Source organism: Ancylobacter polymorphus, assembly GCF_030813495.1.
In the GTDB taxonomy this organism is placed as follows: Bacteria; Pseudomonadota; Alphaproteobacteria; order Rhizobiales; family Xanthobacteraceae; genus Ancylobacter; species Ancylobacter polymorphus.
Map to the genome: position 1 here is coordinate 121526 of NZ_JAUSUI010000003.1, position 24679 is coordinate 146204.

Annotated in this window: 22 protein-coding genes and 1 pseudogene; 3 read left to right on the top strand and 20 right to left on the bottom strand. The window is 69.0% G+C overall.

All coding sequences use genetic code 11. The annotated features are described in order from the left end of the window. Window positions 1-63: 63 nt before the first annotated feature. The 8 genes and pseudogenes from J2S75_RS07940 to J2S75_RS07975 form a co-directional block, all read right to left on the bottom strand. Window positions 64-1521: an FAD/NAD(P)-binding protein gene (locus J2S75_RS07940; protein WP_307019287.1), complete on the bottom strand. Its 1458-nt coding sequence runs from the start codon at window positions 1519-1521 to the stop codon at window positions 64-66. After that, a pseudogene (locus J2S75_RS07945) lies at window positions 1518-1918 on the bottom strand (alkanesulfonate monooxygenase); the annotation flags it as partial. The pseudogene J2S75_RS07945 and the gene J2S75_RS07940, both read right to left, overlap by 4 nt. Before the next feature lie 101 nt (window positions 1919-2019). Continuing rightward, window positions 2020-2469 (bottom strand): RrF2 family transcriptional regulator, encoded by a 450-nt coding sequence (locus J2S75_RS07950; RefSeq protein ID WP_307019288.1) that lies wholly within the window; start codon window positions 2467-2469, stop codon window positions 2020-2022. Window positions 2470-2577: 108 nt separating this feature from the next. Next, entirely contained in the window at window positions 2578-3603 is a 1026-nt protein-coding gene (locus J2S75_RS07955; protein WP_307019289.1) for an aliphatic sulfonate ABC transporter substrate-binding protein, read from the bottom strand. A 45-nt stretch (window positions 3604-3648) separates the two neighbouring features. Next, a complete protein-coding gene (locus tag J2S75_RS07960; RefSeq protein WP_307019290.1) occupies window positions 3649-4509 on the bottom strand; it encodes an ABC transporter permease in 861 nt (286 codons plus the stop codon). Window positions 4510-4519: 10 nt separating this feature from the next. Continuing rightward, complete coding sequence (locus J2S75_RS07965) at window positions 4520-5401, bottom strand: ABC transporter ATP-binding protein (protein ID WP_307019291.1); 882 nt, start codon at window positions 5399-5401, stop codon at window positions 4520-4522. Further along, a complete protein-coding gene (locus J2S75_RS07970) occupies window positions 5398-5763 on the bottom strand; it encodes a 4Fe-4S dicluster domain-containing protein (RefSeq protein ID WP_307019292.1) in 366 nt (121 codons plus the stop codon). The genes J2S75_RS07965 and J2S75_RS07970 overlap by 4 nt, the downstream gene beginning before the upstream one ends. After that, window positions 5760-7337, bottom strand: a complete 1578-nt coding sequence (locus tag J2S75_RS07975) for an FAD-dependent oxidoreductase (protein ID WP_307019293.1) — start codon at window positions 7335-7337, stop codon at window positions 5760-5762. Before J2S75_RS07975 ends, J2S75_RS07970 begins: the two co-directional genes overlap by 4 nt. 213 nt (window positions 7338-7550) lie before the next feature. On the opposite strand from J2S75_RS07975, the gene J2S75_RS07980 reads away from it, so the two are divergent. Beyond that, window positions 7551-8246, top strand: a complete 696-nt coding sequence (locus J2S75_RS07980; protein ID WP_307019294.1) for a dihydrofolate reductase family protein — start codon at window positions 7551-7553, stop codon at window positions 8244-8246. A gap of 36 nt (window positions 8247-8282) precedes the next feature. Here the strand turns inward: J2S75_RS07980 and J2S75_RS07985 are convergent, their stop codons facing one another. From J2S75_RS07985 to J2S75_RS08015, 7 genes are all read right to left on the bottom strand, one after another. Next, a complete protein-coding gene (locus J2S75_RS07985) occupies window positions 8283-9161 on the bottom strand; it encodes an SMP-30/gluconolactonase/LRE family protein (protein ID WP_307019295.1) in 879 nt (292 codons plus the stop codon). A 29-nt stretch (window positions 9162-9190) separates the two neighbouring features. Next, window positions 9191-10147 carry a 3,5-dioxohexanoate:acetyl-CoA acetone transferase gene (gene kce / locus J2S75_RS07990; RefSeq protein WP_307019297.1) on the bottom strand — a complete coding sequence of 319 codons (957 nt, stop codon included), beginning with the start codon at window positions 10145-10147 and terminating at the stop codon, window positions 9191-9193. Window positions 10148-10171: 24 nt separating this feature from the next. Next, entirely contained in the window at window positions 10172-11128 is a 957-nt protein-coding gene (locus J2S75_RS07995; RefSeq protein ID WP_307019298.1) for a 3-hydroxyacyl-CoA dehydrogenase, read from the bottom strand. Continuing rightward, entirely contained in the window at window positions 11128-11916 is a 789-nt protein-coding gene (locus J2S75_RS08000; RefSeq protein ID WP_307019299.1) for an SDR family oxidoreductase, read from the bottom strand. Before J2S75_RS08000 ends, J2S75_RS07995 begins: the two co-directional genes overlap by 1 nt. A gap of 3 nt (window positions 11917-11919) precedes the next feature. Continuing rightward, window positions 11920-14025, bottom strand: a complete 2106-nt coding sequence (locus tag J2S75_RS08005) for an ABC transporter permease (protein WP_307019300.1) — start codon at window positions 14023-14025, stop codon at window positions 11920-11922. Beyond that, on the bottom strand, window positions 14022-15572 hold the full coding sequence (locus J2S75_RS08010; protein ID WP_307019301.1) for a sugar ABC transporter ATP-binding protein: 1551 nt from the start codon (window positions 15570-15572) through the stop codon (window positions 14022-14024). Before J2S75_RS08010 ends, J2S75_RS08005 begins: the two co-directional genes overlap by 4 nt. A gap of 106 nt (window positions 15573-15678) precedes the next feature. Beyond that, the gene (locus J2S75_RS08015; RefSeq protein WP_370874108.1) at window positions 15679-16728 is read right to left on the bottom strand and encodes a sugar ABC transporter substrate-binding protein; all 1050 of its coding nucleotides are present in this window, start codon (window positions 16726-16728) and stop codon (window positions 15679-15681) included. A gap of 196 nt (window positions 16729-16924) precedes the next feature. Between J2S75_RS08015 and J2S75_RS08020 the strand changes: the two genes are divergently transcribed. After that, window positions 16925-17653 (top strand): GntR family transcriptional regulator, encoded by a 729-nt coding sequence (locus J2S75_RS08020; RefSeq protein ID WP_307019303.1) that lies wholly within the window; start codon window positions 16925-16927, stop codon window positions 17651-17653. Window positions 17654-17674: 21 nt separating this feature from the next. Here J2S75_RS08020 and J2S75_RS08025 read toward each other — a convergent pair whose 3' ends face one another. The 3 genes from J2S75_RS08025 to fmdA all read right to left on the bottom strand — a co-directional run bounded on the left by J2S75_RS08025 (window position 17675) and on the right by fmdA (window position 19856). Continuing rightward, window positions 17675-17977 (bottom strand): FmdB family zinc ribbon protein, encoded by a 303-nt coding sequence (locus tag J2S75_RS08025; protein WP_244378437.1) that lies wholly within the window; start codon window positions 17975-17977, stop codon window positions 17675-17677. A gap of 76 nt (window positions 17978-18053) precedes the next feature. Then, the gene (locus tag J2S75_RS08030) at window positions 18054-18572 is read right to left on the bottom strand and encodes an AmiS/UreI family transporter (protein WP_244378436.1); all 519 of its coding nucleotides are present in this window, start codon (window positions 18570-18572) and stop codon (window positions 18054-18056) included. Window positions 18573-18629: 57 nt separating this feature from the next. Continuing rightward, window positions 18630-19856 (bottom strand): formamidase, encoded by a 1227-nt coding sequence (gene fmdA / locus J2S75_RS08035; protein WP_244378434.1) that lies wholly within the window; start codon window positions 19854-19856, stop codon window positions 18630-18632. A gap of 251 nt (window positions 19857-20107) precedes the next feature. On the opposite strand from fmdA, the gene J2S75_RS08040 reads away from it, so the two are divergent. Further along, a complete protein-coding gene (locus J2S75_RS08040) occupies window positions 20108-20845 on the top strand; it encodes a winged helix-turn-helix domain-containing protein (protein WP_307019304.1) in 738 nt (245 codons plus the stop codon). Here J2S75_RS08040 and J2S75_RS08045 read toward each other — a convergent pair. Further along, window positions 20820-21983, bottom strand: coding sequence for a sensor histidine kinase (locus J2S75_RS08045; RefSeq protein WP_307019305.1), 1164 nt, complete (start codon window positions 21981-21983; stop codon window positions 20820-20822). The genes J2S75_RS08040 and J2S75_RS08045 overlap by 26 nt on opposite strands. After that, entirely contained in the window at window positions 21973-24630 is a 2658-nt protein-coding gene (locus J2S75_RS08050; protein WP_307019306.1) for an ATP-binding protein, read from the bottom strand. Before J2S75_RS08050 ends, J2S75_RS08045 begins: the two co-directional genes overlap by 11 nt. Window positions 24631-24679 lie beyond the last annotated feature (49 nt).

Genomic DNA, 24679 nt, shown 5'->3' on the forward strand with positions numbered 1-24679 from the left:
GACCGGCACGCGCTCGACGAGCCGGGTCGCCAGTTCCAGCGCGAAGGCGAGAGTGTCCAGCCTTTACCCGCCTTTTCGCTCGGAGCCGTAACAGGCTGATGCCGCGCGCGAATTCGCGTCGGCTTCCAGTCGGGCGGCGACGGTTTCGGCGATGCGGATGGCGTAATTCGTCACATCCGGCAGGCCCATCAGCTCGCCCACCGTGCCGCGCGCCAGCGGTCCGACGACAAAGAGGTCCGGTGTCGGGGCGCCGTCGCGGCCGATGGCCCGCCCGTCCCCCGCCACCTCGATGCCGAGGCGCAGCTTGTCGGGCCGGGCGAGGCCGGCGCGCTCCAGCGCTGCCAGCACCGGATTGTCGGCGAAGACGCGCCCATGCGCCGGGCCGGTGGCGGTGAGCACGGCGTCGAACACCTCTTGCGTCACCGCTCCGGTGCGCCGGTCGCGAAAGCTCACTGCGATGGCCTCGCCGGAGCGTTCCACACTTTGCAGCGAGGCTGCGCGCAGGCGCAGCGTGCCTGCGGCGATCCTCTGGTCCAGCACCTCTTCCACCTGCGGGGCGATGCGGAAGCGGTGCACATCCCAGAACGGGCGCAGATGCCGCAGCAGGCGCGCCCGCTCGTGCAAGGGCAGCGCGTTCCAGATGGTGCTGCCCTGCAGCCGCACCTGGTCGAGCACGCAGTGCCAGCTCTTGCCCTCCGCCACGGCCTGCGCCACCGCCGCGCGGATGCGGCGAACGAGGACGCCGGCGGTGCGGGCCGGGTCGGTGGCGAAATCGCCATAGGGGTCGTGCAGCGCCGCCGGATGGCCGCGCGAGCGCAGGCCGCGCCGGGAGAGGGCGACGATTGCGCCGCGATGGCCGATCCGGTCGAGCGTTGCGACCAGATCGGCCATGGTCAGACCGGTGCCGACGATCAGCACCCGGTCGTCCGGCCGCACGGCGTCGAGCGCTCCGGCTTTCCACGGGTCGGGGAGAAAGCGCGGATGGCCGGCGAGCGCGCGGGCGAGGGCGGAAGGCGGGCTCGGCGGGGCGTGCGCGACGGCCAGCACCACGATCCCGGCCTCAAGAGTGGCGCCGTCCGAGGTGTGGATACGATAGACGTCCCCGCGCGCCTCCACCGCCTCGGCCGCCGCGGCCACATGCTGCACGCGCGGGCCGAGCGCCGCCAGCTGCGCCGCGACATAGGTGCCGAACACCGCACGGGCAGGGAAGTTTCGCCCCTCGCTGCGCCGCGCCGCCGGGTCGGCCTCCAGCGCGCCGGAGGCTTCCAGCCAGTCGTTGAAATGCGTCGGATGGTCCGGCAGCAGCGACATGCGCGTCGCCGGTACATTGATGCGATGGCTGGGATCGGCGGCGGAATAGGCGAGGCCGCGCCCGAGTTCCGCGCGCGGCTCGATGATGACGACCCGCGCCAGCTCCGGCCGCCGCCGCAGCAGGTGCCAGGCGACAGCCGCGCCGGAAAAGCCGCCGCCGATGATCGCCACCGGCACATGGATCGGCCGTTTCTGCGCGCTTTCGCTCATGAGGCGGTAGCGCGCGCGGCCGGGCGGTCGTCATTGGCGATGGTCTCGCCGAACGGCCCCGTGTTGACGCCGGCGGGGCCCTGCGCCACGCCACGGTTCAGCTTGAGGCGCGGCAGCACCAGCTCGGCCACCCGGTAGGCCTCGTCGAGATGCGGATAGCCGGAGAGGATGAAGCTGTCGATGCCGAGATCGGCATATTCCCGCATGCGCGCCGCCACCGTTTGACCCGCCCCGACCAACGCCGTGCCCGCCGCGCCGCTCACCCGACGCCGGCCCACAGATTCGGGCTCACCTCCAGCCTATCACGCCGCCCGCCCTGCAGCGTCTGCATGCGCGACTGGCCGGCGGAATCGCGCCGCGAGAGCACCTTCTGCGTCGCGGCGACGGCGGCGTCGTCGGCCTTGGGGTCGGCACTGCGACGTATCTTATGGATCAATGCGCCGCCTGCCGGCACTCCGTTTTCACGCGGATGGGCGATTTTGGATAAAAGGACAGGTGTCAGATGTGGTACATCAGGTCCGGGTGCCGCGTCCGGCCATAGCTGACCATCTCTTCCAGCGTCATCCGGTCGAGAATGTCGGACAGCGCGTCGCGCACCCGGGTCATGACGATGCGGACCTCGCAGGCTTCGCGGTTCTCGCAATCCTGGCAGGGCACATAGGCGCTCTGGCTGGCGCAGCCGATCGGCGCCAGCGGGCCGTCCAGCGTGCGGATGATGTGGCCGACGCGGATCTCCTTCGGCGCCCGGGCCAGCGAATAACCGCCGCCTGGCCCCTTCTTGCTGCGCACCAGCCCGGCATTCCTCAGGTCGAGCAGAATGGCGTCGAGGAACTTCTTCGGTATGTTCTCCGCCTGGGCGATCGCCGCCCCCATCGTCGTCGTCCCACTCTCCAGCGACGCCAGATGCACCATCGCCTTCAGGCCGTATTTCCCCTTGTTCGTCAGCATTCATCCACCCCGGCGCGCCCGTCGACAGGGTAGATAGCAGCCCGCCGCAGCGATGGGTACCAAGGATGGGCGAGGCGGGTCCGATGCCGGAGCCGACCCCGCCGCGGTTCAGTTGCCCGCCAGCTTCTTCTGCGCCGCGTCGTAATAGGAGCGGTCTATCCAGCTGGCGTAATCGACCTTGCCCTTCAACAGTCCGGCCTCGGCCATGAAGGCCTCTTCCGCCCGCAGCGCCCGCACCGCCTCGTCGGTAATGGCCGGGTCCTGCCAGAACTGGCCGTCGCTATAGGTCGCGCGCACCGCCTTCTCGCTGCTGCCGGTCTCGCGCACGAAAATGGCGATGGTCTCTTCGGGGTGCGCGTCGGCCCAGCGCGCAGTGGCGATGTCGACGGCGAGCAGCCGGGCGACGAGATCGGGATATTGGCGGGCGAAGCTGGCGTTGACGCTCAGCACATGCGGTACCGCCCATTCGCGCTTGCCGGAGAGGCCGGCGTCGAAGATCACCCTGGCGCCGCCGAGATCGACCAGCTTCTGCGCCGGCCCGGTGCTCTCGACAATGGCGTCGATATCCCCGCGCGCCAGCGCCGGCCCGGAGCTCTCAATGCCGATATTGAGCAACCGCACGTCCTTGATCGAGACGCCGGCTTCCTTCAGCGCCTTGGCGAAGGTGGAATGGCGCACCGTGCCGGTGAGCACCGCGACCTTCTTGCCCTTCAGCTCGGCAATATCCTTGATCGGCGAATCCGGGCGCACCACCACCAGAGTCTCGTTCGACGGCACCCAGCTCGACAGGCCGATCGCTTTCACATCCGCGCCGGCGGCACCGAGGCGCAGCGAGGGGTTGTTGCCGATATAGGTGAAGTCGATGGCGCCGGAGCCGAGCGCCACCGAAGCCGGGCCGCCGCCGTCGAAGGTCGCCAGCTCCACCCTTATGCCGTCCTTGGCGAATTCCTGCTCCAGCAGCTTGCGGTTGCGATAGAGGATGAATTTGAGATGCCCCGGCGCCGTCGAGCCGATGCGGATCACCTCCGGCTTGTCGGCGGCGCGGGCGGGGACGGCGCCCGCCAGCGGCGCGAGAGCGGCGAGGCCGAGCGCCTCGACGACACGTCGGCGCGTGAGGGGGAGATGACGGATCATGGCGAAACCTTTCGGGGAGAGAGCGAAAAAGGGAGCGGGCCGCGCTCAGGCGAAGCCCTTGTCCTCGCTCGCGCGCCAGCGCGTCGCCCGGGCCTCGAAGGCCACGAGGGCGTAGTTGAGCAGGAAGCCGATGACGGTGAGCGTCAGGATCCCCGCATACATGCGGTCGGTTTCCAGCATCAGCGAGGAATTCTGGATGAGGTAGCCAATGCCCGACTGGGCGGCGAGCATCTCCGCCGCGATCACCGAGAACAGCGAGCTTTTCACCCCCAGCCGCGCGCCGGCGACGATGGAGGGGATGGCGGAGGGCAGGATCACCTTTCGGAAGAGATTCCAGTCCGAGGTGCCCATGGAGCGCGCCGCTTTCAGGTGCAGCGGATCGACCGACTTCACCCCGACGATGGTGTTGACCAGCAGGAAGAACACGGCAGCATAGAAGGTGATGGCGATCTTCGAGGCTTCGCCGATGCCCAGCACCAGGATGAACACCGGCAGCAGCGCGAATTGCGAGGTGTTGCGCAACGCCTGCACCAGAAAGTCGCTCACCTTCTCGAACAATGCGTAACGTCCCATCAGCAGCCCGAGCGGGAGGGCGACGGCCACGGCTAGGCCGAAGCCGATGGCGGCGCGCTGCAGGCTGATGCCGATATGTTGCGCCAGCAGGCCGCTGCCGATCATCTCGCCCAGCGCCGCCAGCACCTGGCTGAGCGGGGGAAAGAAGATCGAGTTGATCCAGCCGAGGCGCGGCGCCAGCTCCCAGGCCAGGGCGAGCACGAGCAGCGCCGGCAGGCCGAGGCCGATGGCACTGATGGCGTGGCGCAGCGAGGACGGGGCGGGCAGGAAGGCCGGCCGGCTCCACCAGACGCGCGGGGGAATGTCGGTCGAATTGTCGGTGGCGAGCGTCATCGCGGGCTCCTCAGGCGTTGTAGGCGGCGGCGAGGGCCCAGTCGCGCTGCGCCTTGCTCACCTCCTCGCGCAGCGCGTCCCACACCCGGACGCGGTAGGCGTTGAAGGCGTCACTGTTGCGGATGTCGATGTCGCGCGGGCGCGGCAGGTCGACCGCGATGGTCTCCTTCACCTGCGCCGGGCGGGCGGTCATCACCACGATCCGGTCGGCGAGGAAGATCGCCTCGTCGATGGAATGGGTGACGAACACCACCGTGGTGCGGATCTGCTCCCAGATGCGCAGCAATTCGCTTTGCAGGATGTCGCGGGTCTGCGCGTCGAGCGCGGCGAAGGGCTCGTCCATCAGCAGCACCTGCGGATCGGTGGCGAGCGCCCGGGCGATGGCCACGCGCTGCTGCATGCCGCCGGAAAGCTGCGAGGGATAGCGGTCCTCGAAGCCCTTCAGCCCGAACAGATGCAGGAAATGCCGCGCCCGCTCCCGCCGCGCCGCGCGACCGACGCCGCGCACCTCCAGGGGGTATTCGATGTTCTGCAGCGCCGTGCGCCAGGGAAACAGCGCATATTGCTGGAACACATAGGCGGTCTCGGGATGCGGACGCGCCACCTTCCGCCCGTCAATCGCCGCCGTGCCGCCGCTCGGCTCGGTAAGCCCGGCGATGATGTCGAGCAGCACCGACTTGCCGCTGCCCGAGGGGCCGACGACGGTGACGAAGGCGCCCTGGGGGATGTCGAGATCGACGCCCGAAAGCACGGGAATCCGGTCGCTCGACCGGCCGTCCAGGGTCACGCTCTGGCCGGGCTTCAGCTGGAAGGTCTTGCGCACGTCGCGCAGCGCGATGCGCTGGGCGGCGGGGGCAGCCAAAGGTGCGAGGTCGGTGGCGGAGAGGCTCATGGCGCGGGGCTCCGGGGGCCGGTGGGCATCGCGGTGAGCGAGGCCTGGCGCAGGCGATGGGTGGGGTCGGCGTCGGCACCGCCTTCGCGGCCCTTCTTCCAGCCGAGCGCGCGGGCATAGCCGCCGAACAGGCCGGCCGCGACGACCGCGTCCTCGGTGATGCCGGTGACATGCTCGGGATCGGCGGCGACAAAGAGCGCGTCGACCGGGCAGTAGATCTCGCACAGGAAGCAGGTCTGGCAGTCCGCCTGCCGGGCGATGACCGGCACGCTGCCCGGCACAGCCTCGAACACATTGGCCGGGCAGGCCTTCACGCAGACATTGCAGGCGGTGCAGCGGCTCGCCGAGAGGATTTCGATCATGATGCGGCGGCCTCCTGCGGCGGGCGGTCGAAGCTCAGCACCGGCTGGTCGATGCCGGCGAGGGTGAGGCGGTGGGCGAGGGCGGGCGTGCCGGCCGGGGCGTCGAGGCGGCGGTGCATGCCGCGCGTCTCGCCGCGCGCGGCGGCGGCGCGGTAGGCCCAGCGGCTGGAGGCGAGGAGCGCCGCAGCCTCACGCAGGCGGAAGGCGGTGGCGCCTTCGCCCTGCCCATGGTCGCGCAGCGTCGCCCAGGCCGCGTCGAGGCGGGAGAGCGAGGCGTTGAGCGTCGGCGCGCGGCGGAAGAAATTGCGCTCCACCGGCAGCATCTCGGCGCGCACCAGCGCTACCGCCTCCGCCGGATCGAGCGCGCGGGCGTCGGCGGCCGGGCGCAGCCCGACTTGTCCTGCCGGTCGCACGGGCCGTTCCGCCGCGCGCGGGCCGAGGCGTTGCGCGAAGGCGGCCGCGCCCTTGCCGGACCACAGGCCGGTGGCGATGGCCCAGGAGGCGTTTGGCCCGCCGCCGCCCGTCGCCGCGCCGGCAATGTCCTGGCGCTCCAGCGTGTCGCCGGCGGCGAACAGGCCGGGAATGCCGACGCCGCAGGCGTCATCGGCACGCTTCAGCCCGCCCGTGCCGCGCACCGTGCCTTCCGCGCGCAGGGCAATGGGAAACAGCTGCGCGAACGGGTCGATGCCGGCACGCTCAAAAGGAAGGAAGCAGTTGGGCTGGCCCCGGCGCAGCGCGTCCGGCACCGCGCCGGTGGCGCGGTCGAGCCGGGCCTGCAGCGGTCCGCTGAGCGATTCCCGCGCCAGCACGGCGAAGCGCTCCCCCGGCGGGATCTCGATCGCCGAGCCGTCGGCGCGGTAGAAGCTGGCCCAGAAATAGGGCAGGCCCTTATTCACCGAGGAGTGCAGCGGCACGATGCCGTACTGGCTGGAAAACTCCATGCCGGAAAGCCTCGCGCCGAGTTCGGCGGCCATCAGCTGGCCGTCGCCGGTAAGGCCGGTGGCGCCGAGAATGCGCGAGCCGAAGGCGCAGCCGCCGGTGGCGAGCACGACGGCGCCGGCCCGTGCCTCCCAGTTCTGGCCGAGCTGGCGGGCGAAACCGGCCGCGCCGGCCACCACCTCGCCCGCTGTCAGCAATTCGAGCGCGGGATGATGGTCGCGGACCGTGACCCCGGCCCGCACCAGAAGCTGGCGCAGGAAGCGCATATAGTCGGGGCCGCGCAGATTGGCGATGTAGAGCGCGCCCTCATCGTCGCGCGGAAAGCGGTAGCCGCGTTCGGCAAGAACATGCAGGTGCTGGGTCGCGGTGTCGATCACCCGCCCCATCTGCCGCAGATCCGCCAGCCCTTCAGAGGATTTCACCCGCTCGGCGATCAGCTTGGCGCGCCGCTCCTTCGTGGTGGCGAACCAGGTGCCGGTATTGGATGGCGCGGTGGCGCCGCTGGTGCCGACATAGCCCTTGTCCACCAGAACGACGCTGCACCCGGCCTCGCGTGCGGCCAGTGCCGCCCAGCATGCCGCCGGCCCGCCGCCGATGACGAGCACGTCGGATGTGAGCTGGATGGGTTCGGCCATGATGGTCTCCGACGTGTGGGGCGAAGGCGACGGGCGCTGGCGCGCGGGTCACGAGGTCAATTAGAATATAAAAACGATAGATAATATAAAATATGAGGTCAAGCCCCTTCGGACAGGCCGGGAATCGTCGCCCAAGGCCTACCCAAGACGACCCCGCCGCCATAGGTCAGCGTCCGGTGCCGCGTCGCGCCGGCCGCAGCGGGAGAATGCGCCTTGAAGCCCTATGTCATCTGCCTGATGGAAACCTCGCTCGACGGGCGGCTGCACCCGAGCCGCTTCACCTCCAGCCCGCAGGGCGGGCGTGCCGATTGGGGACGGCTCTATGAGCAGATCCACGCCACGCTAAACGCCGATGCCTGGCTGGTCGGTCGGGTGACGATGGCGGAGATGGCCAAGGGTGTGCCGCATCCGCCGGCCGAGGCGGGGGCGGTTGCCCGCCCGCTGCATGTCGCCGCGCAGGCAAAGAGCTACGCCATCGCGCTCGATCCCGCCGGCAAGGTGCATTTTAGGGGAGCCGAGGTCGGCGGGGATCACGCCATCGCCTTGCTGGGGCGCGATGTGCCGGACAGCCATCTCGCCGAACTGGCGGCCGATGGCGTCTCCTATATCGTCGCGGAGGGTGACGAGATCGATCTGGCCGCGACGCTGGACATTCTGGTGCGCGCGTTCGGTATCAGACGCCTCGCGCTGGAAGGCGGGGCGCGCGCCAATGGCGCCTTCTTCGCCGCCGGGCTGGTCGACGAGTTCAGCGTGCTGATCGCCCCCGCGCTCGATGCCCGTCCCGGCAGCGAGGCGATTGTCGATGCCGGCCCGGACGGTCTCGCCGGCAAGGTGAGCCTGTCGCTCCTCGCCGCCGAGACGCTCGATCACGGCGTGGTGCATCTGCGCTACGCCGTGACGCCTGTTTAGCGCGCCCGCGACGGAGCCCGGGCGCGCGGGGGGTGCTCAGGCGCCGAAGCGCGGCTCGGGCACGCCGGTCACGCCGAGATCGTAGATCGCGAACAGGCTGCCGCGCAGCACGCCGTCGCCGGGAAAGCGCGGCAGCGGCGGTTTGGCCATGGAGGTGACGTAGAGCACGTCCAGCTTCGGCCCGCCGAACATGACGCTGGTGACCTTCTTCACCGGCATGTCGATGATGCGGTCGACGCTGCCGTCCGGCGCGTAACGCACCAGCCGCCCGTCATAGACCAGCGCGTTCCACAGGAAGCCCTCGGCGTCGACGGTGGAGCCGTCGGCCGCACCGCCCCTGGAGGTGTCGACCCTGGCGAAGGTCCGCCGGTTGGAGGCGGTGCCGGTGGCGATGTCGTAATCATAGGCCCAGATCTCGCCGGTCCAGGTGTCGGCGAAATAGAAGGTCGTGTCGTCCGGGCTGAAGCAGGGCCCGTTGGAACAGATGATGCCGCGATCGACCGTGGTCAGCGTGAAATCCGGGTCCAGCCGGTAGAGCGCGCCGTGCGGGCCTTCCTCCATCGTGTCCATGGAGCCGGCGAAGAAGCGCCCGCGCCGGTCCACCTTGCCGTCATTGATCCGGGTGGTGGGCTTGTCGCTCTCGGGATCGACGATCAGATCGCAGTCGCCGGAGCGGAAATCGAGCGCGTGGAAGCCGGTCTGCAGCGAGACGATGGCGCCCTGGCCGTCCTTGCGCAGCGCCATGGAGCCGATTTTCGCCGGCACGTCCCAGGCCCGCACCTCGCGCCCGTCGGCCGTGGTGCGAAACACCCGGCCGTCGAAGCTGTCGATGAAATAGAGACGTTCCTGCTCGGCGTCCCACAGCGGACCCTCGCCCAGCGTCGTCTTCACGTCGATGAGAACCTCGATCCGCATCGCTTTCTCCCATTGTCGTTGGCGTGGGGTCAGAAATTCACCTGGTCGCCGCCCTTGAGCTGCAGCAGGGCGCGGGCTTCGTCCGGGGTCGCGACCTCAAGCCCCAGGCCCTCGATCACCTTTCGCGCCATCCGCACCTGATCGGCGCTTGACGTGGCGAGCTTGCCCTTGCCGGCCCACAGCGAATCCTCCAGCCCGACGCGGATATTGCCGCCCATCGCCGCCGACTGGGTGGCGATGCGCAGCTGGCTCGCTCCCGCGCCCAGCACCGACCAGCGGTAATCCGCGCCGAACAGCCGGTCGGCGGTGCGCTTCATGTGCATCACGTCTTCCGGATGCGTGCCGATGCCGCCGAGAAGGCCGAACACCGACTGGACGAAGAACGGCGCCTTGACGAGCCCGCGATCGGCGAAATGGGCGAGGTTGTAGAGATGGGCGATGTCGTAGCACTCGAACTCGAAGCGCGTGCCATTGCCGTAGCAGGTGTCGAGTATGTACTCGATGTCCTTGAAGGAGTTACGGAAAACGAGGTCTTTCGTGGCTTCGAGATGCGGCTTTTCCCAGTCGAACTTGAAGCTGTCGTACTTCTGCACGAGGTGGTAGAGGCCGAAATTGATCGAGCCCATATTCAGCGAGGCAACCTCCGGCTGGAAGGTCGCGGCGGGCAGCACCCGCTCTTCCACCTTCATGTAGGGGCTGCCGCCGGAGGTGATATTGATCACCGCATTGGTGCCCTGTTTCACCTGGGGCAGGAAGCGGGCGAAGGCTTCCGGCGTCTGGTCCGGGCGGCCGTTTTCCGGGTTGCGCGCGTGCAGGTGCAGGATGGCGGCGCCGGCTTCCGCCGCGCCGATGGCGTCGGCGGTGATCTGTTCCGGCGTGATCGGCAGATAGGGCGACATGGTCGGCGTGTGGATCGCCCCGGTGCAGGCGCAGGTGATGATGACCTTGCCGGTGGGAACGGGGCGGGCGGTGGAGGCGGTGGACATGGGATCAGTTCCTGAGGTGAGGGGTCAGCGGCCGATGTCGCGGTCGGCCCGCCGCTTCTGCGCGATCAGCGCCATCAGCCGGCGGTCGCGCCAGCGCTGCCGGGCGGGAAGCTGCGCGGCGGGCACGGCGGCGCGGCGTTCGGCCTCGACCCCGCCGGCCGCCACCTCGGCCCAGTCCACCCGCTCGCGCATGCCCTGGAACAGGCCGGCATACATGGGCTGGTAGCGGGCGATGTAGTCGGCGATGCCGCCCGGCGCGTTGAGGTCGATGGTCTCGAACGGGCCGATGAAACTCCAGCGCAGGGCGAGCCCGTCGGCGATGCCGCGATCGACATCGGCGGCGCTGGCATAACCGCCGGCGACGAGGCGGAACGCCTCCTCCATCAGCGCGCCCTGCATGCGGTTCATGATGAAACCGTCGATCTCCTTCTCCATCCGCAGCGGCACCTGGCCGGCGGCGGCGAGAAAGGCGACGGCGCGTTCCAGCACCGCCGGATCGGTCCAGCGCGAGGGTACCACCTCCACCGCCGGCACCAGATAGGGCGGGTTGATCGGGTGGGCGACGACGCCGCGTGCCCGGCCGGGCACCGCCTCGAAAATGGCGGAGGGCAGCAGCGCCGAGCTCGACGAGGCCAGCACCGCATCCGCCGGCGCCAGCCGGTCGATCTCGGCAAAGCTGGCGCGCTTGACCTCGATCGTCTCCGGCCCGCATTCCTGCACCCAGCGAACGCCGTCGAGCGCCTCGGCGAGGCTGGCGCAGGGCGTGAGGGCGCCGACGATGTCGTCCACGCTCCGCCCGTTCAGCAGGTCGTTGCGTGCGAGGTCTTCACCCACGGAGCGGACATAGGCGAGCGCCGCTGCGGCGGCATCCGGCGCCGGGTCCCACAGCCGCACCTCATGCCCGGCACGGGCGAAGGTGATGGCGAAGGCGCGCCCGATCAGCCCGGCCCCGACAATGGCGACGCGCGAGGGGGTACCCATCACAGCGTCTCCACATTGCCGTCGACATTGAACGACATGGCCGAGAGGTTGCGGCCGGCATCCGAAAGCAGGAAGGCGACCGAGGAGGCCACATCTTCCATCGTCACCATGCGGCGCAGCGAGATCTTGTCGAGATAGCGCGCCTCCATGTCCTCATAGCTCACACCCACCTGCGCGGCGCGGTCGCGGATCACCCCTTCCATGCGCGGGCCGGCGACGATGCCGGGCAGGATGGCGTTGACGCGGATATTGTGCGGCCCCAGCTCCTTGGCCAGCGACTGGGTAAGGCCGATCACCCCCCATTTCGCCGCCGCGTAAGGCGTGCGGTAGGCATAGCCGTGGCGGCCCGCCGCCGAGGACATGTTGATCACCGCGCCGCCGCCCGCCCGCTTGATGTGCGGCACCGCCTGCCGGGCGCAGAGGAACTGGCCGGTAAGGCCGATATCGAGGCAGCGCCGCCACTCGGCGGGGGCGATGTCCTCCACCGCGCCGGTCGGGCCGGCGATACCGGCATTGTTGATCAGCGCGTCGAGCCCGCCCAGCGCGCCGAGGGCCGCGGCGAAGAACGCCTCCACCTGCCCCTCATCCGACACGTCGGCCTTCATCACCATGGTGCCCGGCAGTTCGGACGCGGCGGCGGCCAGCGCGTCGTCGGCCACGTCGCACAAAGCGAGGCGGCAGCCCTGCGCGTGCAGCAGCCGGGCGATGGCGAGGCCGATGCCGCCGGCGCCGGCGGTAACGACGACGCGCTGCCCTTCGAGGCCGCCGGCAAAAGATGTGGGGGACATGGGTCAGTTCCTCTTTTCGCGAAGGGCGATGACGGCGGCGAGCACGACGCCGCCGAACAGAATGGCGCGGAAGGCATAGGGAAGCGTCGTGCCGGCGAGCAGCGTCTGCAGCGCGGTCAGCAGCAGCGCGCCGCCGACCATGCCGAGGAAATGCCCGCGCCCGCCGGTGATGAGGGCGCCGCCCACCACCACGATGGCGATGGAGGGCAGCAGATAGTCGTCGCCCATGCCCAGACTCGCCTGGCCGGAAAAGCCGGTGAGCAGGATGCCGACCAGCGCCGCGCACAGCGCCGAGAGCACATAGACGCCGATCACCACCCGCCCGGTGCGCACACCGGCCAGCCGCGCCGCCTCCATCGAATTGCCGATGGCATAGACCCGCCGGCCGAAGGCGGTGCGGCCGAGCAGCAGCGTGCCGCCGACGACGAACAGCGCCAGAAGCACGAGCACGGGGGTGATGCCGGCGATCTTGCCGGTCATCAGCCAGCGCAAAGCGGGCGAGGCGAAGCCCGCCGGCGTGCCGCCGGAATAGAGCAGAGCGAGACCTTGCAGGATGCCGTTCGCCGCCAGCGTCACCACGATGGGCGACAGGCCGAGCGCCACCACGCCAAGCCCGTTGAGCAGGCCGATCAGCGCCGCGACGGCGAAGACCACGGGCAGGGCGTAGAGCAGGGCGGCGTCCGAGCCCTGCACCAGCCCGGCCAGCAATATGCCGGAAAGGCCGATGGTCCAGGGCACGGAAAGGTCGAGCCCGCCGGTGAGGATCACCGCGCCCTGGCCCAGCGCGAGGATGACGAGGAAGGTGGAAAGCACCAGAAGCGCGTTCCAGAACCCCCAATTGGCCAGCGTGTTGCCAAGCACGACCTGCGTCGCGATCAGCACCAGCACGAGGCAGACATAGGCCGGCAGGGCGAAGCGCAGCTCGCGGCCATGGCGCTGCAGGAAGCTCGGTGCCGCGCTGCGTACCGGCATCGCCGCGCCGGTGACGAAGGCAAGGCGCCGGTCGCCGGCGGGGCGCTGGCTCACATGTGTCCCGGCCCGGCGAGCCGTGAGGCTGCCCCGCAGCCGCCGCAGCTGGTCGCTGAGCACGGAATCGCGGCTCAGCGAGCCGATCAGCACCGCGGCGAGCAGCACGCCGCCTTCGGCGATGGTGGCGAAATAGGCGGAAACGTTCAGCACGAGCAGGATGTTGACCACCACCATCAGCACCAGCGCGCCGAAAATGGTGCCGACCAGCCCGCCCTTGCCGCCGCCGAGCCTTGTGCCGCCGATCACCACCGCCGCGAACATGGACAGCAGCAGCGAATTACCGACCAGCGGGTCGCCCGAGCCGGTCTGGGCGCTGACGAACACGCCGGACAGGCCGTAGAACCCGCCCGCCAGCACATAGGTGGCAAAGCGCACCAGGGTGACGCGGATGCCGGTGGCCATGGCCGAGGCGGGATCGCTGCCAATGGCGTAGAGCGCGACGCCGAAGCCGGTCTTGCGCAGCCAACTCCAGAACAGGGCGGCGAGGCCGAGCAGCACCAGCGCCATCGGCACCAGCCCTTCCACCGCGTCGCCCATGTAGAAGCTGCCGAGCGCGGGGGCGATGAAGCCGCCGGGCTGGTCCATCACCAGGAGCGTCGCGCCCTGGACGATGAACATGGTCGAGAGCGTCACCACGATCGGCTGCAGGCGGACCACGGCGACGAAGAAGCCGTTGACGGCGCCGACCATCATGCCGATGCCGATGCCGGCCAGCGTCCATAGCAGCACGGAGGCCTCGGCGGCGGCCGGGTCCATGGAACGCGCCAGCACCGCATTGACCAGCGAGATGACCGCGCCGGCCGAGAGGTCGAAGCCGCCGGAAAGCACCACCAGCGTCTGCCCCATCGCCGCCAGCGCCAGCGGCGTCGCGCCGGAAATCTGGAACGACACGTCGAAATAGGCGAGCGGCCCGGGGCTGAGCGCATCGACCAGCAGGAACAGGCCGAGAAACACCGCGAGCGCCACCAGCGGCGCGCGGTTGCGGCCGAGCCAGCGGCGCGGGGCGGACGGCGCATCGGCCGATGCGCGCGGCCGGGCGCGCGGGGTGGCGGTGGCGGGAGTGGCGAGGTCGAGGCTCATGCGGCGGCTCCGTCGGTGAGACGGGTGGCGCCATGGCCGAGCACGGCACGCATGACCGTCCGCTCGTCCAGCGCGTCCAGTTCCAGCCGCGCCGTGACGCGGCCCTCATAGAGAACGATGGCGCGGTCGCTGAGATGGACGAGCTCGGGGATTTCGGTGGAGTGGAACAGCACGGCCCCGCCGGCATCGGCGAAGGCGCGGATCAGTTCGTAAAGCTGGTGCTTGGTGCCGACATCGATGCCGCGCGTGGGGTCGAACAGCAGCAGGATGCGGCTCTGCGCCACCAGCCATTTGGCGACGGCGATCTTCTGCTGGTTGCCGCCGGAAAAGGCGCCGGCGGCCTTGAAGGCGGCAACCGCCGCGACATCCACCGCCGCGAAGACGCGGTCGGTGGCGGCGCGTTCCGAGGCGCGGTCGATGAGACCGTGGCGGCAGAAGCTGTCGATCACCGGCAGGCTGGCATTGGTGGTGCCGTCGAGATTGAGAAACAGCCCTTCCGTCTTGCGATCTTCCGGCACGAAGCCGATGCGCAGCGAGGGGTGCAGCGCGTCCGCCGGGCTGGAGAGATGCACCGGCCGCCCATCGACCCGGAGTTCGCCGCGCCGGATCGGCAGCGCGCCGAAACAGGCGGAAAACAGCTCCTTCTGCCCCATGCCCTGCAGGCCGGCGACGCCGAGAATCTCGCCCGGCCGCAGCACCAGGTCGACATCGCTGAGCTTGGCGCCGGCGGTGAGGCCGCGCGTCTCCAGCACCGGGGCAGGGCGGTCGGCCACCGGCACGGCGCGGCGCGGCGGAAAGGTCTGGTCGAGCGAGCGGCCGATGATCATTTCCACCACTTGCGCGTCGGTGAAGTCGGCCACCGCGCCGCTGGCCACCCGCCGGCCGTTGCGCAGCACGGTCATGTCGTCGCAGAAGGCACGCACTTCCGGCATGCGGTGGGAGATGAACAGAACGGTGATGCCGCGTGCCTTCGCGTCGGCGATCAGCGCGCCGAGCCATTCCACATCGCTTCCTGCCAGCGCCGAAGTCGGCTCGTCCAGCAGCAGCAGGCGCGGCTGGCGGTAGAGGGCGCGGGCGATCTCGATCTTCTGGCGCAGGGCCAGGTCGAGCCGACCGACCTCGGCGTGGAGATCCACGGCGAGGCCGAGCCGGGCAAAATGCGCGGCGACGTCCTCGGCCACCTGCTTGCGTCGCAGCGTGCCGAGAAAACTCATCGGTGCGGCGGGGATCAGCATATTGTCGAGCACGCTGAGGTCGCGCACCAGGGTCAGTTCCTGGAAGGCGGTGCGGATGCCGGCATGGTGGGCGTCGCGCGGGGACCGCAGCCGCACCTCCCGCCCGTCAATGGCAATGGTGCCCTCATCCGGCTCGATGAGGCCGGAGAGCAGCTTCATCGTGGTGGATTTGCCCGCGCCGTTCTCGCCGAGCAGGGCGTGCACCGTACCGGCGCGGACCGTGAAGCTGACATCGCTGACCGCCCGGGTCGCGCCGAACGCCTTCGACACGCCGGCGAGCGCGACGGCGGGCGGGGTCTCTTGAGGGGACATGGCCATCTCTCCGTTGGCGCGCGAGAGGGGGCGCCGGCAGCCGCCGGCGCCGCGAGCGGCCCGCAAGGGAGCGCGCCGGGAGGGCGCGCTCCGCCGGGGGCGGGTCTCAGTTCTCGGGCTGGCCGACGAGGGCGGCGTTCAGGCCGACTTCCGGCGTCTTCTCGGAGAAGATCGAGGCAAACCAGCCGGGATTGGGGATGATGGACGGCTTGAACACGTTGCAGCCGGCCTTCATCTCGTCCCAGCTGCCGGTCTCGCAGAGCTTGACCGTCTCATTGGTGACGATGGGCAGCGGCAGGGTGACGTTGTGCGGCACGTCCTTGCCGTCGAGCAGTTCCGCCGCCAGCTTCAGCGCATAGGCGCCGGAATAGGGGGGCGACGCATAGGAGATGCGCGGCGCGCCGAGCGGCTTGTAGGCGCCGTCGGCACCTTCCACCTCGGTGCCGGCCTTCAGCATCTGGATGCGCCCGCCATTGGAGCCTTCGCCCGCGCAGGGCTTGAGCTGCTCGGCCGTGCGGCCGGCTTCCAGCTGCATCGCATTGGCGGTGTAGCAGCCGACCTGCATCCACAGCCCGTCAATGTCGTTCCAGTTGCGGGTGGCGAGCAGCTTGGAAAGCTCGGTGCGCGCCACTGCCTGGCTCCACATGCCGACCGCCTCGCCGACGATCTTGATGCCGGGATGCTTGGCGAAGACTTCCTTCGCCGCATTGGTGCGCCCGCTATCCACCGAGGTGCCGGGCACGCCGGTAACGAGGACGATATTGCCCTTGCCGCCCAGCTTCTCCACCAGCCATTCCGCCGTGCGCCGGCCGGCTTCCGCCTGGTCGATGGTGACGTTGTAGGCGCAGGGCTCGGTGATCACGGAGTCATAGGCGACGATCTTCACGCCCTTGGCGCAGGCGCTCTTCACCACCTGGTTCAGCGCGGTGGGCGAGATCGGATAGACCACGATCGCCTTGGCGCCGGCCTGCACCATGGCGTTGATCTGCTGGATCTGGCGCTGGGCATTGGGCCCGGCGACCTGGACTTCCAGATCGATCTTGTCGCGCAGCGTCTTCGAGGCGGCCATGGCTTTGACCATGTTGGCGGCCTCGGCCTGCCAGTCATTGCCGATATAGCTCATGGACAGGAAAACCTTCTGCTTTTCCTGTGCCATGGCGGGGGTCACGGCACCGGCGAGCGCGCACAGCGCCGCCAGCCCGATACGGGCTGTCATCCTCATTCGTCGTCCTCCCAAGCGCGGCACATCTGTCGTGTGCCGTCGGTTTTGATATTAGATCAAAAATCAAAACCGTCTTCAAGTCCCTCGCGCGCTGGGCTATGCTGAGGCCATCCGCAGCCGGGAGTCGCTGATGTCCGATCTACGCGAACAGGTCGTTCCGCTTCACAAGCAGACGTTGCAGGAAGGCGTGTTCCGCCGGCTGTGCGAACTCATCCTCGAAGGGGGGATCGCGCCGGGCCAGTCGATCACCGTGGCGCATCTGGCCGAGGCGTTCGGCGTCAGCCCGATGCCGGTGCGCGAGGCGCTGACCAAGCTCACCGGCGCGGGGGTGCTCACCGTGGTCTCGGGGCGCACCATCGGCATCCCGAAGCTGACATCAGCGCGGTTGGAAGATTTGCGGCGGGTGCGGCTGGAAGTGGAGACCACCGCGGTGCGCTGGGCCACCGAGCGGCAGGACGGCACGCTGATCGCGGCGTTGACGCGGGCGTTCCAACGTCTGGAGGAAGCCGAGAAGAACGCGGACGCCAAGCACTATATCGGCGCCAATTACGACTTCCACTTCCACATCTATCGTCACGCGGGATCGCCGATCCTGCTGACCATCATCGAAAATCTCTGGCTGCAGATCAGCCCTTATTTTCATCTGCTGCGCGGTTCGGGCAATTTCCGCATCTCGAACCATCAGCACCGGGCGATCTTCGACGCCGTGAGCGCCCGCGATCCCGAAAGGGCGGCGCGGGCGCTGGCCGCCGATATTGACGGCGCCTATGAGGTGCTCGCCGCGCTCATCGGTTCGGGCGCGGGAGAGGGCAAGATCAAGAGCAAGGCCCCCGCCCGCGTGCTGTCCTCCGCCCCTTGAGCGGGCGTCGCTGGCGGGGCTTTAGTGGCCGAGCGACCAGCGCCGCTCGATCGGGGCCGGCTTGTTCTTGCGCGTGCCGCAGAGCGAGCAGCCGCAGCCGGCGAGATGTTCGCGCTTCACCACCTTCGGCTCGGAGGCGGTGCCTTCGGAGCGGGCCAGCGCCTTGCGCAGCGTGCCGTTCATCGTGCTGAGCCGGGGCATCGCCATGGCGCGCGGCGCCGTGCCGCTGCATTCCGGGCAGCAGGCCGGCTGGTCCGCCTCGCTCATCGCGCTCCAGCCCTCGAACGGCCCGCAATCGTCGCAGGCATAGGAATAGAGGGGCATCGTTGAATCCTCCATGAAAGGGAACGGATGGCCCGTGGGCCATCCGGGAGAGCTAAGGGCCGTGGCCCGTGCGCGATCAGGGGTTCAGCCAGCCCTGCAGCAGCGACACGCCGGGCACCCAGCCGGTGACGATGCCGATGAGCACGGTGAAGGCGCCGGTGAAGCGCAGGATCGGTTGCTTCATGGTGAGCAGCAGGAAGTAGCAGAACCACAGCAGCGCCCAGCCGACCCAGTTCCAGCCCATCCAGAGGCTGATGGAACTGTCCGCCCCGCGCAGCGACTGGATCGCCACCGGCACGACGGTGATGGCGACGAACAGGCTGAACCAGCCGAGCCCGCGCCCGTCCACCTTGGTGACGCGGTTATAGGCCACCCAGAAATAGGTGGCGGTGAACAGCAGGGTGAGCGCCGCCCCCTTGATGGAGCCGGCATCCGCTTCCGGGTTGAACGCCCAGAACAGCGAGATGGCGAGCGTCACCACACCGGAGACGACGTTCACCACGATGATTTCGCGGTCCTCGATCTTTCCCAGCAGCCACAGGCCATTGAGCACGAGGACGGCGCCGACATAGAGCAGGCCAAGTCCGAGCAGCATGATGGATCTCCTCGGCCCCGGCCGGCAGGCCGACCGGGGCGCTCTGTGCCGGAGGGGTCAGCTGGCGCGGGCGACATCGACGCCCGACACCTGCTTTGTGGGCCCGGTGGAGTTGGGGTTGATGTCGAATTCGAAGATCTTGGTGGGGATCGCCACCGTGGCGCAGACATTGGGAATGTCGACGATGCCGGCGATGCGCCCTTCCACCGGCGCGGTGCCGAGGATGGAGTAGGCCTGTTCGCCGGAATAGCCGAACTTCTTGAGATATTCGATGGCGTTGAGGCAGGCGCGGCGATAGGCGACATGCGCGTCGAGATAATATTGCTCGCCCGTGTGCTCATCCACCGAGATGCCCTCGAAGATGAGGTAGTCATCGAAATGCGGGTCGATCGGGCTCGGCTTGAAGATCGGGTTCACCACACCGTATTTCGCCATGCCGCCCTTGATCAGGCCGACGCCGATGTCGATCCAGCCCGCCATTTCGATGGCGCCGCAGAAGGTGATCTCGCCATCGCCCTGGGAGAAGTGGATGTCGCCCATGGAAAGGCCGCCGCCCTTCACATAGACCGGGAAGTAGCAGCGCGAGCCGCGCGACAGGTTCTTGATGTCGCAATTGCCGCCATGCTCGCGCGGCGGCACCGTGCGCCAGCCTTCCGCCGCCGCCTTGTCGCGCGCCGCGCCGGTCATCTGGCCCATCAGCGCGGTGTCGGAGAAGGGCAGGCAGGCCAGCGGCGGCACCCGGTTGGGATCGGTGGCGACCAGCGCCGCCTCGCGCCGGTTGGCTTCCGCCAGCAGCTTGTGGTCGGGCAGGCAGCCGATCAGGCCGGGATGGACGAGGCCGGGATAGCGCACCTTCGGGATGTGGCGCGAGGTGGTGTAGATGCCGTGGAAATCCCAGCAGGATTTCACCGCGTCGGGATAGTGCTCGGTCAGGAAGCCGCCGCCATTGTTCTTGTCGAACAGGCCGTTGAAGCCCCATTCCGAGCCCTCGATCGGCCCGATATCGAGAATGTCGACCACCATCAGGTCGCCGGGCTCGGCGCCCTCGACGCCGAACGGGCCGCTGAGATAGTGCACCTTGGTCAGGTTCACGTCGCGCACGTCATTGGCGCTGTCATTGTTGCCGATCTGGCCGCCGGTCCAGTCGTAGCACTCGACGCGGAATTCATCGCCCGGCTTGAACGTCTCGACCATCGGCAGGTCGGGGTGCCAGCGGTTGTGGGTCTTGATCGCCTGGTCTTCCGGCGCCTTGTTGAGATCGATCTTGAAGACGGTCTTGGCCATGAGCTTCCTCCTGTGAGGGTGCCGCGGCGTTGGCGCCGTTCCTGAAGGCGGGCGGCTGGAAAGCCACGCGCCCGCACCCTGCCGCAGCAGGCTAGGAAGCCGATGTAAGCGCTCTTCCCGCGCTGGCGGGGGCGAATGTAAATTTTTGTAATCGTCCTGCGGCATGGCTGCGCAGCGCGGGGGCGAGCGGTTAGGATCGGGGCCAAGGCGACGATCTGTCGTCTCGATGCGCGAATGCACGGGGCGGGACGATGAACGAGGCGGTGCGCATGCCGCGCATCCTGATGGTCGATGACGACCGGCGGATGTGCGGTTTCGTGACCAAGTTTCTGACGCGCGAGGGCTTCGCGGCGGAGTTCGCGCTCGACGGCGCCACCATGCGCGACGCGCTCGCCGTCACGCCCTATGATCTCGTCATTCTCGACCTCACCTTTCCGCGCGGCGAGGATGGGCTGACGCTGGCGCGCGGCCTGCGGGCGGGCTGGGACATGCCGCTGCTCATGCTCTCGGCCAAATGCGAGACGGTGGACAAGATCGTCTGCCTGGAAATCGGCGCCGACGACTACCTTACAAAGCCGTTCGAGCCGCGCGAGCTTCTCGCGCGCATCCGCGCCCTGCTGCGCCGCGCCCGTGGGCTCGCTCGGGCCACCGCCGCCCCGCCGCCGGAGCGGGCGAACCGCATCGGTTTCGGCGCCTTTCGGCTCGATCTCGACCGGCGCGAACTCACCGGCCCGGATGGCGGGCGGGTCGATCTCACCGCGCATGAGTTCCGCCTGCTGGCGGCGCTGGCGGAACGTCCCGGCCGGGTGATGAGCCGCGACCAGATGCTCGATCTGGTGGCGAGCCGGCAATGGGCGCCGTTCGACCGCAGCATCGACGTGATGATCGGCAAGCTGCGGCGCAAGCTGGACGATGGCAGCGGCCGGCAGCTCATCCAGACCGTGCGCGGCGAGGGCTATGTGTTCACGCCGCCGGCAGCACCAGCGTGACGCGGGTGCCGCAGCCCGCCGCGCTCTCGATGAGAAGATTGCCGCCGGACTGCCGGGCGAAGCCATAGACGGTGGCGAGGCCGAGCCCGCTGCCGCTTTCCGCCGGCTTGGTGGAAAAGAACGGGTTGAGCGCCTTTTCCAGCACCTCCGGCGTCATGCCGCAACCCTCATCCTCCACCGTCACCACGGCATAGGCGCCGGCCGGCATGTCCTCCAGCCGTCCGGGCGCGCCGGCGCCGAGATCGGCGCGCGCCACGCCGAGCCGGATGCGGCCGGTGCCGCCCAGCGCGTCGCGGGCATTGATAAGCAGGTTGAGCAGGCTCGCCTCGAACGGGCGCGGGTCCACCTTGGCGGGGCAGGGGGCCGCCGGCCGGCTGAGTTCCAGCGCGATGCGGGGGCCGAGCGCCGGGCGGGCGATGGCGGCAGCGTGCTCGACCGCCTGCGCGAGGTCGATGGTGCGCGGCAGCAGGGGCTGGGCGCGGCCGACGGCGAGCAACTGCCGGTTGGCGGCGGTGCCCTCCTCGACGGCGGCAAGCGCGTCGGCCACCAATTCGCGCATCAAGGCGCCGTCGGCCTCCCCGCCGCGCGCCAGCTCGTCCCGCAGCAGCTTGAGATTGCCGCCGACCACGGCGAGGAGATTGTTGAAATCATGGGCGATGCCCGCCGACAGCCGGCCGATGGCCTCCAGCCGGCGGGCCCGGCGCAGCAATTCCTCCGCCTGTTCGCGCTCGCGGGCGAGGCGGTGGCGGTCGAAGCAGCGCGCGAGGATCGCCAGCAGCTCGGCCGGTTCGAACGGCTTGCAGACATAGTCGTAAATGCCCGCCTGCAACGCCCGGATGGCGGTCGGCACTGAGGCATAGGCGGTGACCATCACCGCCAGCAGTTCCGGCCGCGCGCCGATCAGCGCGGTGGCGAGCGCCACCCCGTCCTCATGGCCGAGGCGGATATCCACCAGCGCCACCGCCGGCCCGCATGCCAGCGGCCCCGCCAGCGCGGCATGGGCGCCGGCGCCGTCATGCGCGACGGTGATGTCATAGCCTTCCATCTCAAGCAGCAAAGCGAGGCTGGCGGCGAAGTCGGGGTCGTCATCGACGATCAGCACGCGCGACGGCGCGTCGGGGGTGGCGTCAAGCGACATGGCGGCTCTCTCCGGAGGCGGCGGGCAGGCGCAGTTCGACACGGGTTCCGGCGCCCGGCACCGAGTCGACGCGCACCTGCCCGCCATGGCGTTCGGTGATGCGCTGCACCAGCGCGAGGCCGAGCCCGAGACCGAACGGCTTGGTACTGAACAAGGGCTCGAACAGCCGCGCCCGCACCTCCGCGCTCATGCCGGCGCCATTATCCGCGACCGTGATCACCACCTCATCGCCCTCGCGCGCGGTGGCGAGGCGCACCTGGCCCGGCGGCGCGCCGGCGGGGCGCTCCTGCACCGCCTGCATGGCGTTCTGCACGAGATTGACCAGCACCTGCCGCAGCCGCTCGCCATCGGCCTCGATCATCTCGCCGCAGCGAAGCTCCAGTTCCAGCGGCACGGGGCCGAGCGCGCCGAGGTCGCCCATCTGCTCGGCGATCCACGGGTCGAGGGCCAGCGGCACCATGGCGACGTTCGGGCGGCGGGAGAATTCCAAGAGGTCGTCGATGATGCGCACGCAGCGGCGCACATTGCGCTGGATGCGGTCGAGCTCGCCGCGCTCGCGCTCGCCGGTGAGGTTGCCCGCCCGTTGCAGCACGGCGACCGAGGTGGCGAGCGTGCCGAGCGGGTTGCGCAGCTCATGGCTCACCGTGGCGGTCAACTGGCCGAGCGCGGCGAGGCGCTCGCTGCGGGTCAGTTCCTCGCGGGTCTCGTAGAGCTTCTCCAGCGAGCCGACCAGGTTGCGCTCGGCAAGCTCCCGGCTCTCATTGGCGAGCACGATCCACCAGGCGCTGATCGCCAGCAGCGGCAGCAGCGCAAGGAAGATGCGCAGCAGCAGCGCCCCATTGTCGAGATGCGGCACGTCCTCGCCGGGGTCGATCAGGCGATAGGTGAGCAGGAACAGCGCTCCCGTCACCACCGACAGCGCCACCAGCACGCCCGCCACTTTCAGCAGCCGCTGCGGCATATGCGGGGCGATGCGGCGGGTGAAGCCGTCGCCGAGATAGCGCGAGCGCGAGCTTTCCAAATCCTGATGCGATTTCTTGCAGGCGTCGTGGCAATGCGCGTCGAGGCTGCAGCACAGCGAGCAGATCGGCCGCTCGTAGAAGCTGCAATAGGCCATGTCGTCCCGCTCATAGCCATGGTCGCAGATCTCGCAGCGCAGCACCGTCGCGCCCTCGGGACCGAGCCCCGGATGCACCGGCGGGCGGGCGAGGTAATAGCGCCCGCGCGTGGCGAAGCCGATCAGCGTCGCGCTGGCGAAGGCGATAAGGAAGGAAAAGGGCGCGGCATAGGCCTGCATCAGCGGCCCCAGCACGCCGGTGAAGGCGGTGAGCGAGACCAGCGAGCCCAGCGCCATGCCGCCGCAGCCGACGGGGTTGAAATCGTGCAGATGCGCGCGCTTGAACTCGATGAAGCTGGGGCTGACCTTGAGCGGCTTCAGCACCAGGAGATCGGCGACGATCGCCCCGACCCAGGCCATGGCGATGTTGGAATAGACGGCGAGCACCACCTCCAGCGTGTCGAAGATGCCGAGCAGCATCAAGAGCAGCGAGATGAGGATGTTGAACACCAGCCAGACCACCCGGCCGGGATGGTAATGAGTCACCCGCGAGAAGAAGTTCGACCAGGCGAGCGAGCCGGCATAGGCATTGGTGACGTTGATCTTGATCTGCGAGATCAGCACGAAGAAAGTGGCGCAGAAAAGCACCAGAGCGGAGTTTTCGAACACGTAGCCATAGGCCACGATATACATGTGGATCGGCTCCAGCGCCGCCGGGCGCGGCAGTCCGCTGCCGAGCACCAGCACCGCGAGCAGCCCGCCGGCGAGGATTTTCAGCCCGCCAATGACGATCCAGCCCGGCCCGGCGGCGATGACCGCGCTCCACCAGCGCAGCCGGTTCGCCGCCGTCTTCTCAGGCAGAAAACGCAGATAATCCGCCTGTTCGCCGATCTGCACCACCAGCGAGCACATCAGGCTGACCGCCGCGCCGAAGGCGAGCACGTCGAAGCCGCGCGAGCCGGTCTCCAGCCCGGCGAAATCCACCCATTCGGCGATGTCGTCCGGCGCCTTCAGCGCGATCATCACGAAGGGCAGGATCATCATCGCCAGCCACAGCGGCTGCGTCACCATTTGCAGCCGCGAGATCATGGTGATGCCCATGAGGGTGAGCGGGATGATGACCAGCGAGGAGACGATATAGCCGAGCACCAGCGGCACATCGGCATAGATCTTCAGCGCCTGCGCCATGATCGCGCCTTCCAGCGCGAAGAAGATGAAGGTGAAGCTCGCATAGATCAGCGAGGTGATGGTCGAGCCGATATAGCCGAAGCCCGCGCCACGGGTCAGCAGATCGAGATCGATGCCGTATTTGCTGGAATAATAGCCGATCGGCAGGCTGGTGACGAAGATGAACAGCGACACCGCGAGAATGGCCAGCCCGGCATTCACGAAGCCATAGCTCAGCGTGATCGAGGCGCCGATGGTCTCCAGCGCCAGGAACGAAATGCCGCCGAGCGCTGTGTTGGCGATGACGAAGGGCGACCAGCGCCGGAACGAGCGCGCGGTGTAGCGCAGCGAATAGTCTTCAAGCGTCTCGTTGGCGATCCAGGAATGGTAGGAGCGCAGGGCGGGCAGTTCAGGCGTTTCCACGGGCTTCGCACCTTGTTTTGGCGAAGGCTAGAGGATCGCCCGGGGAGGG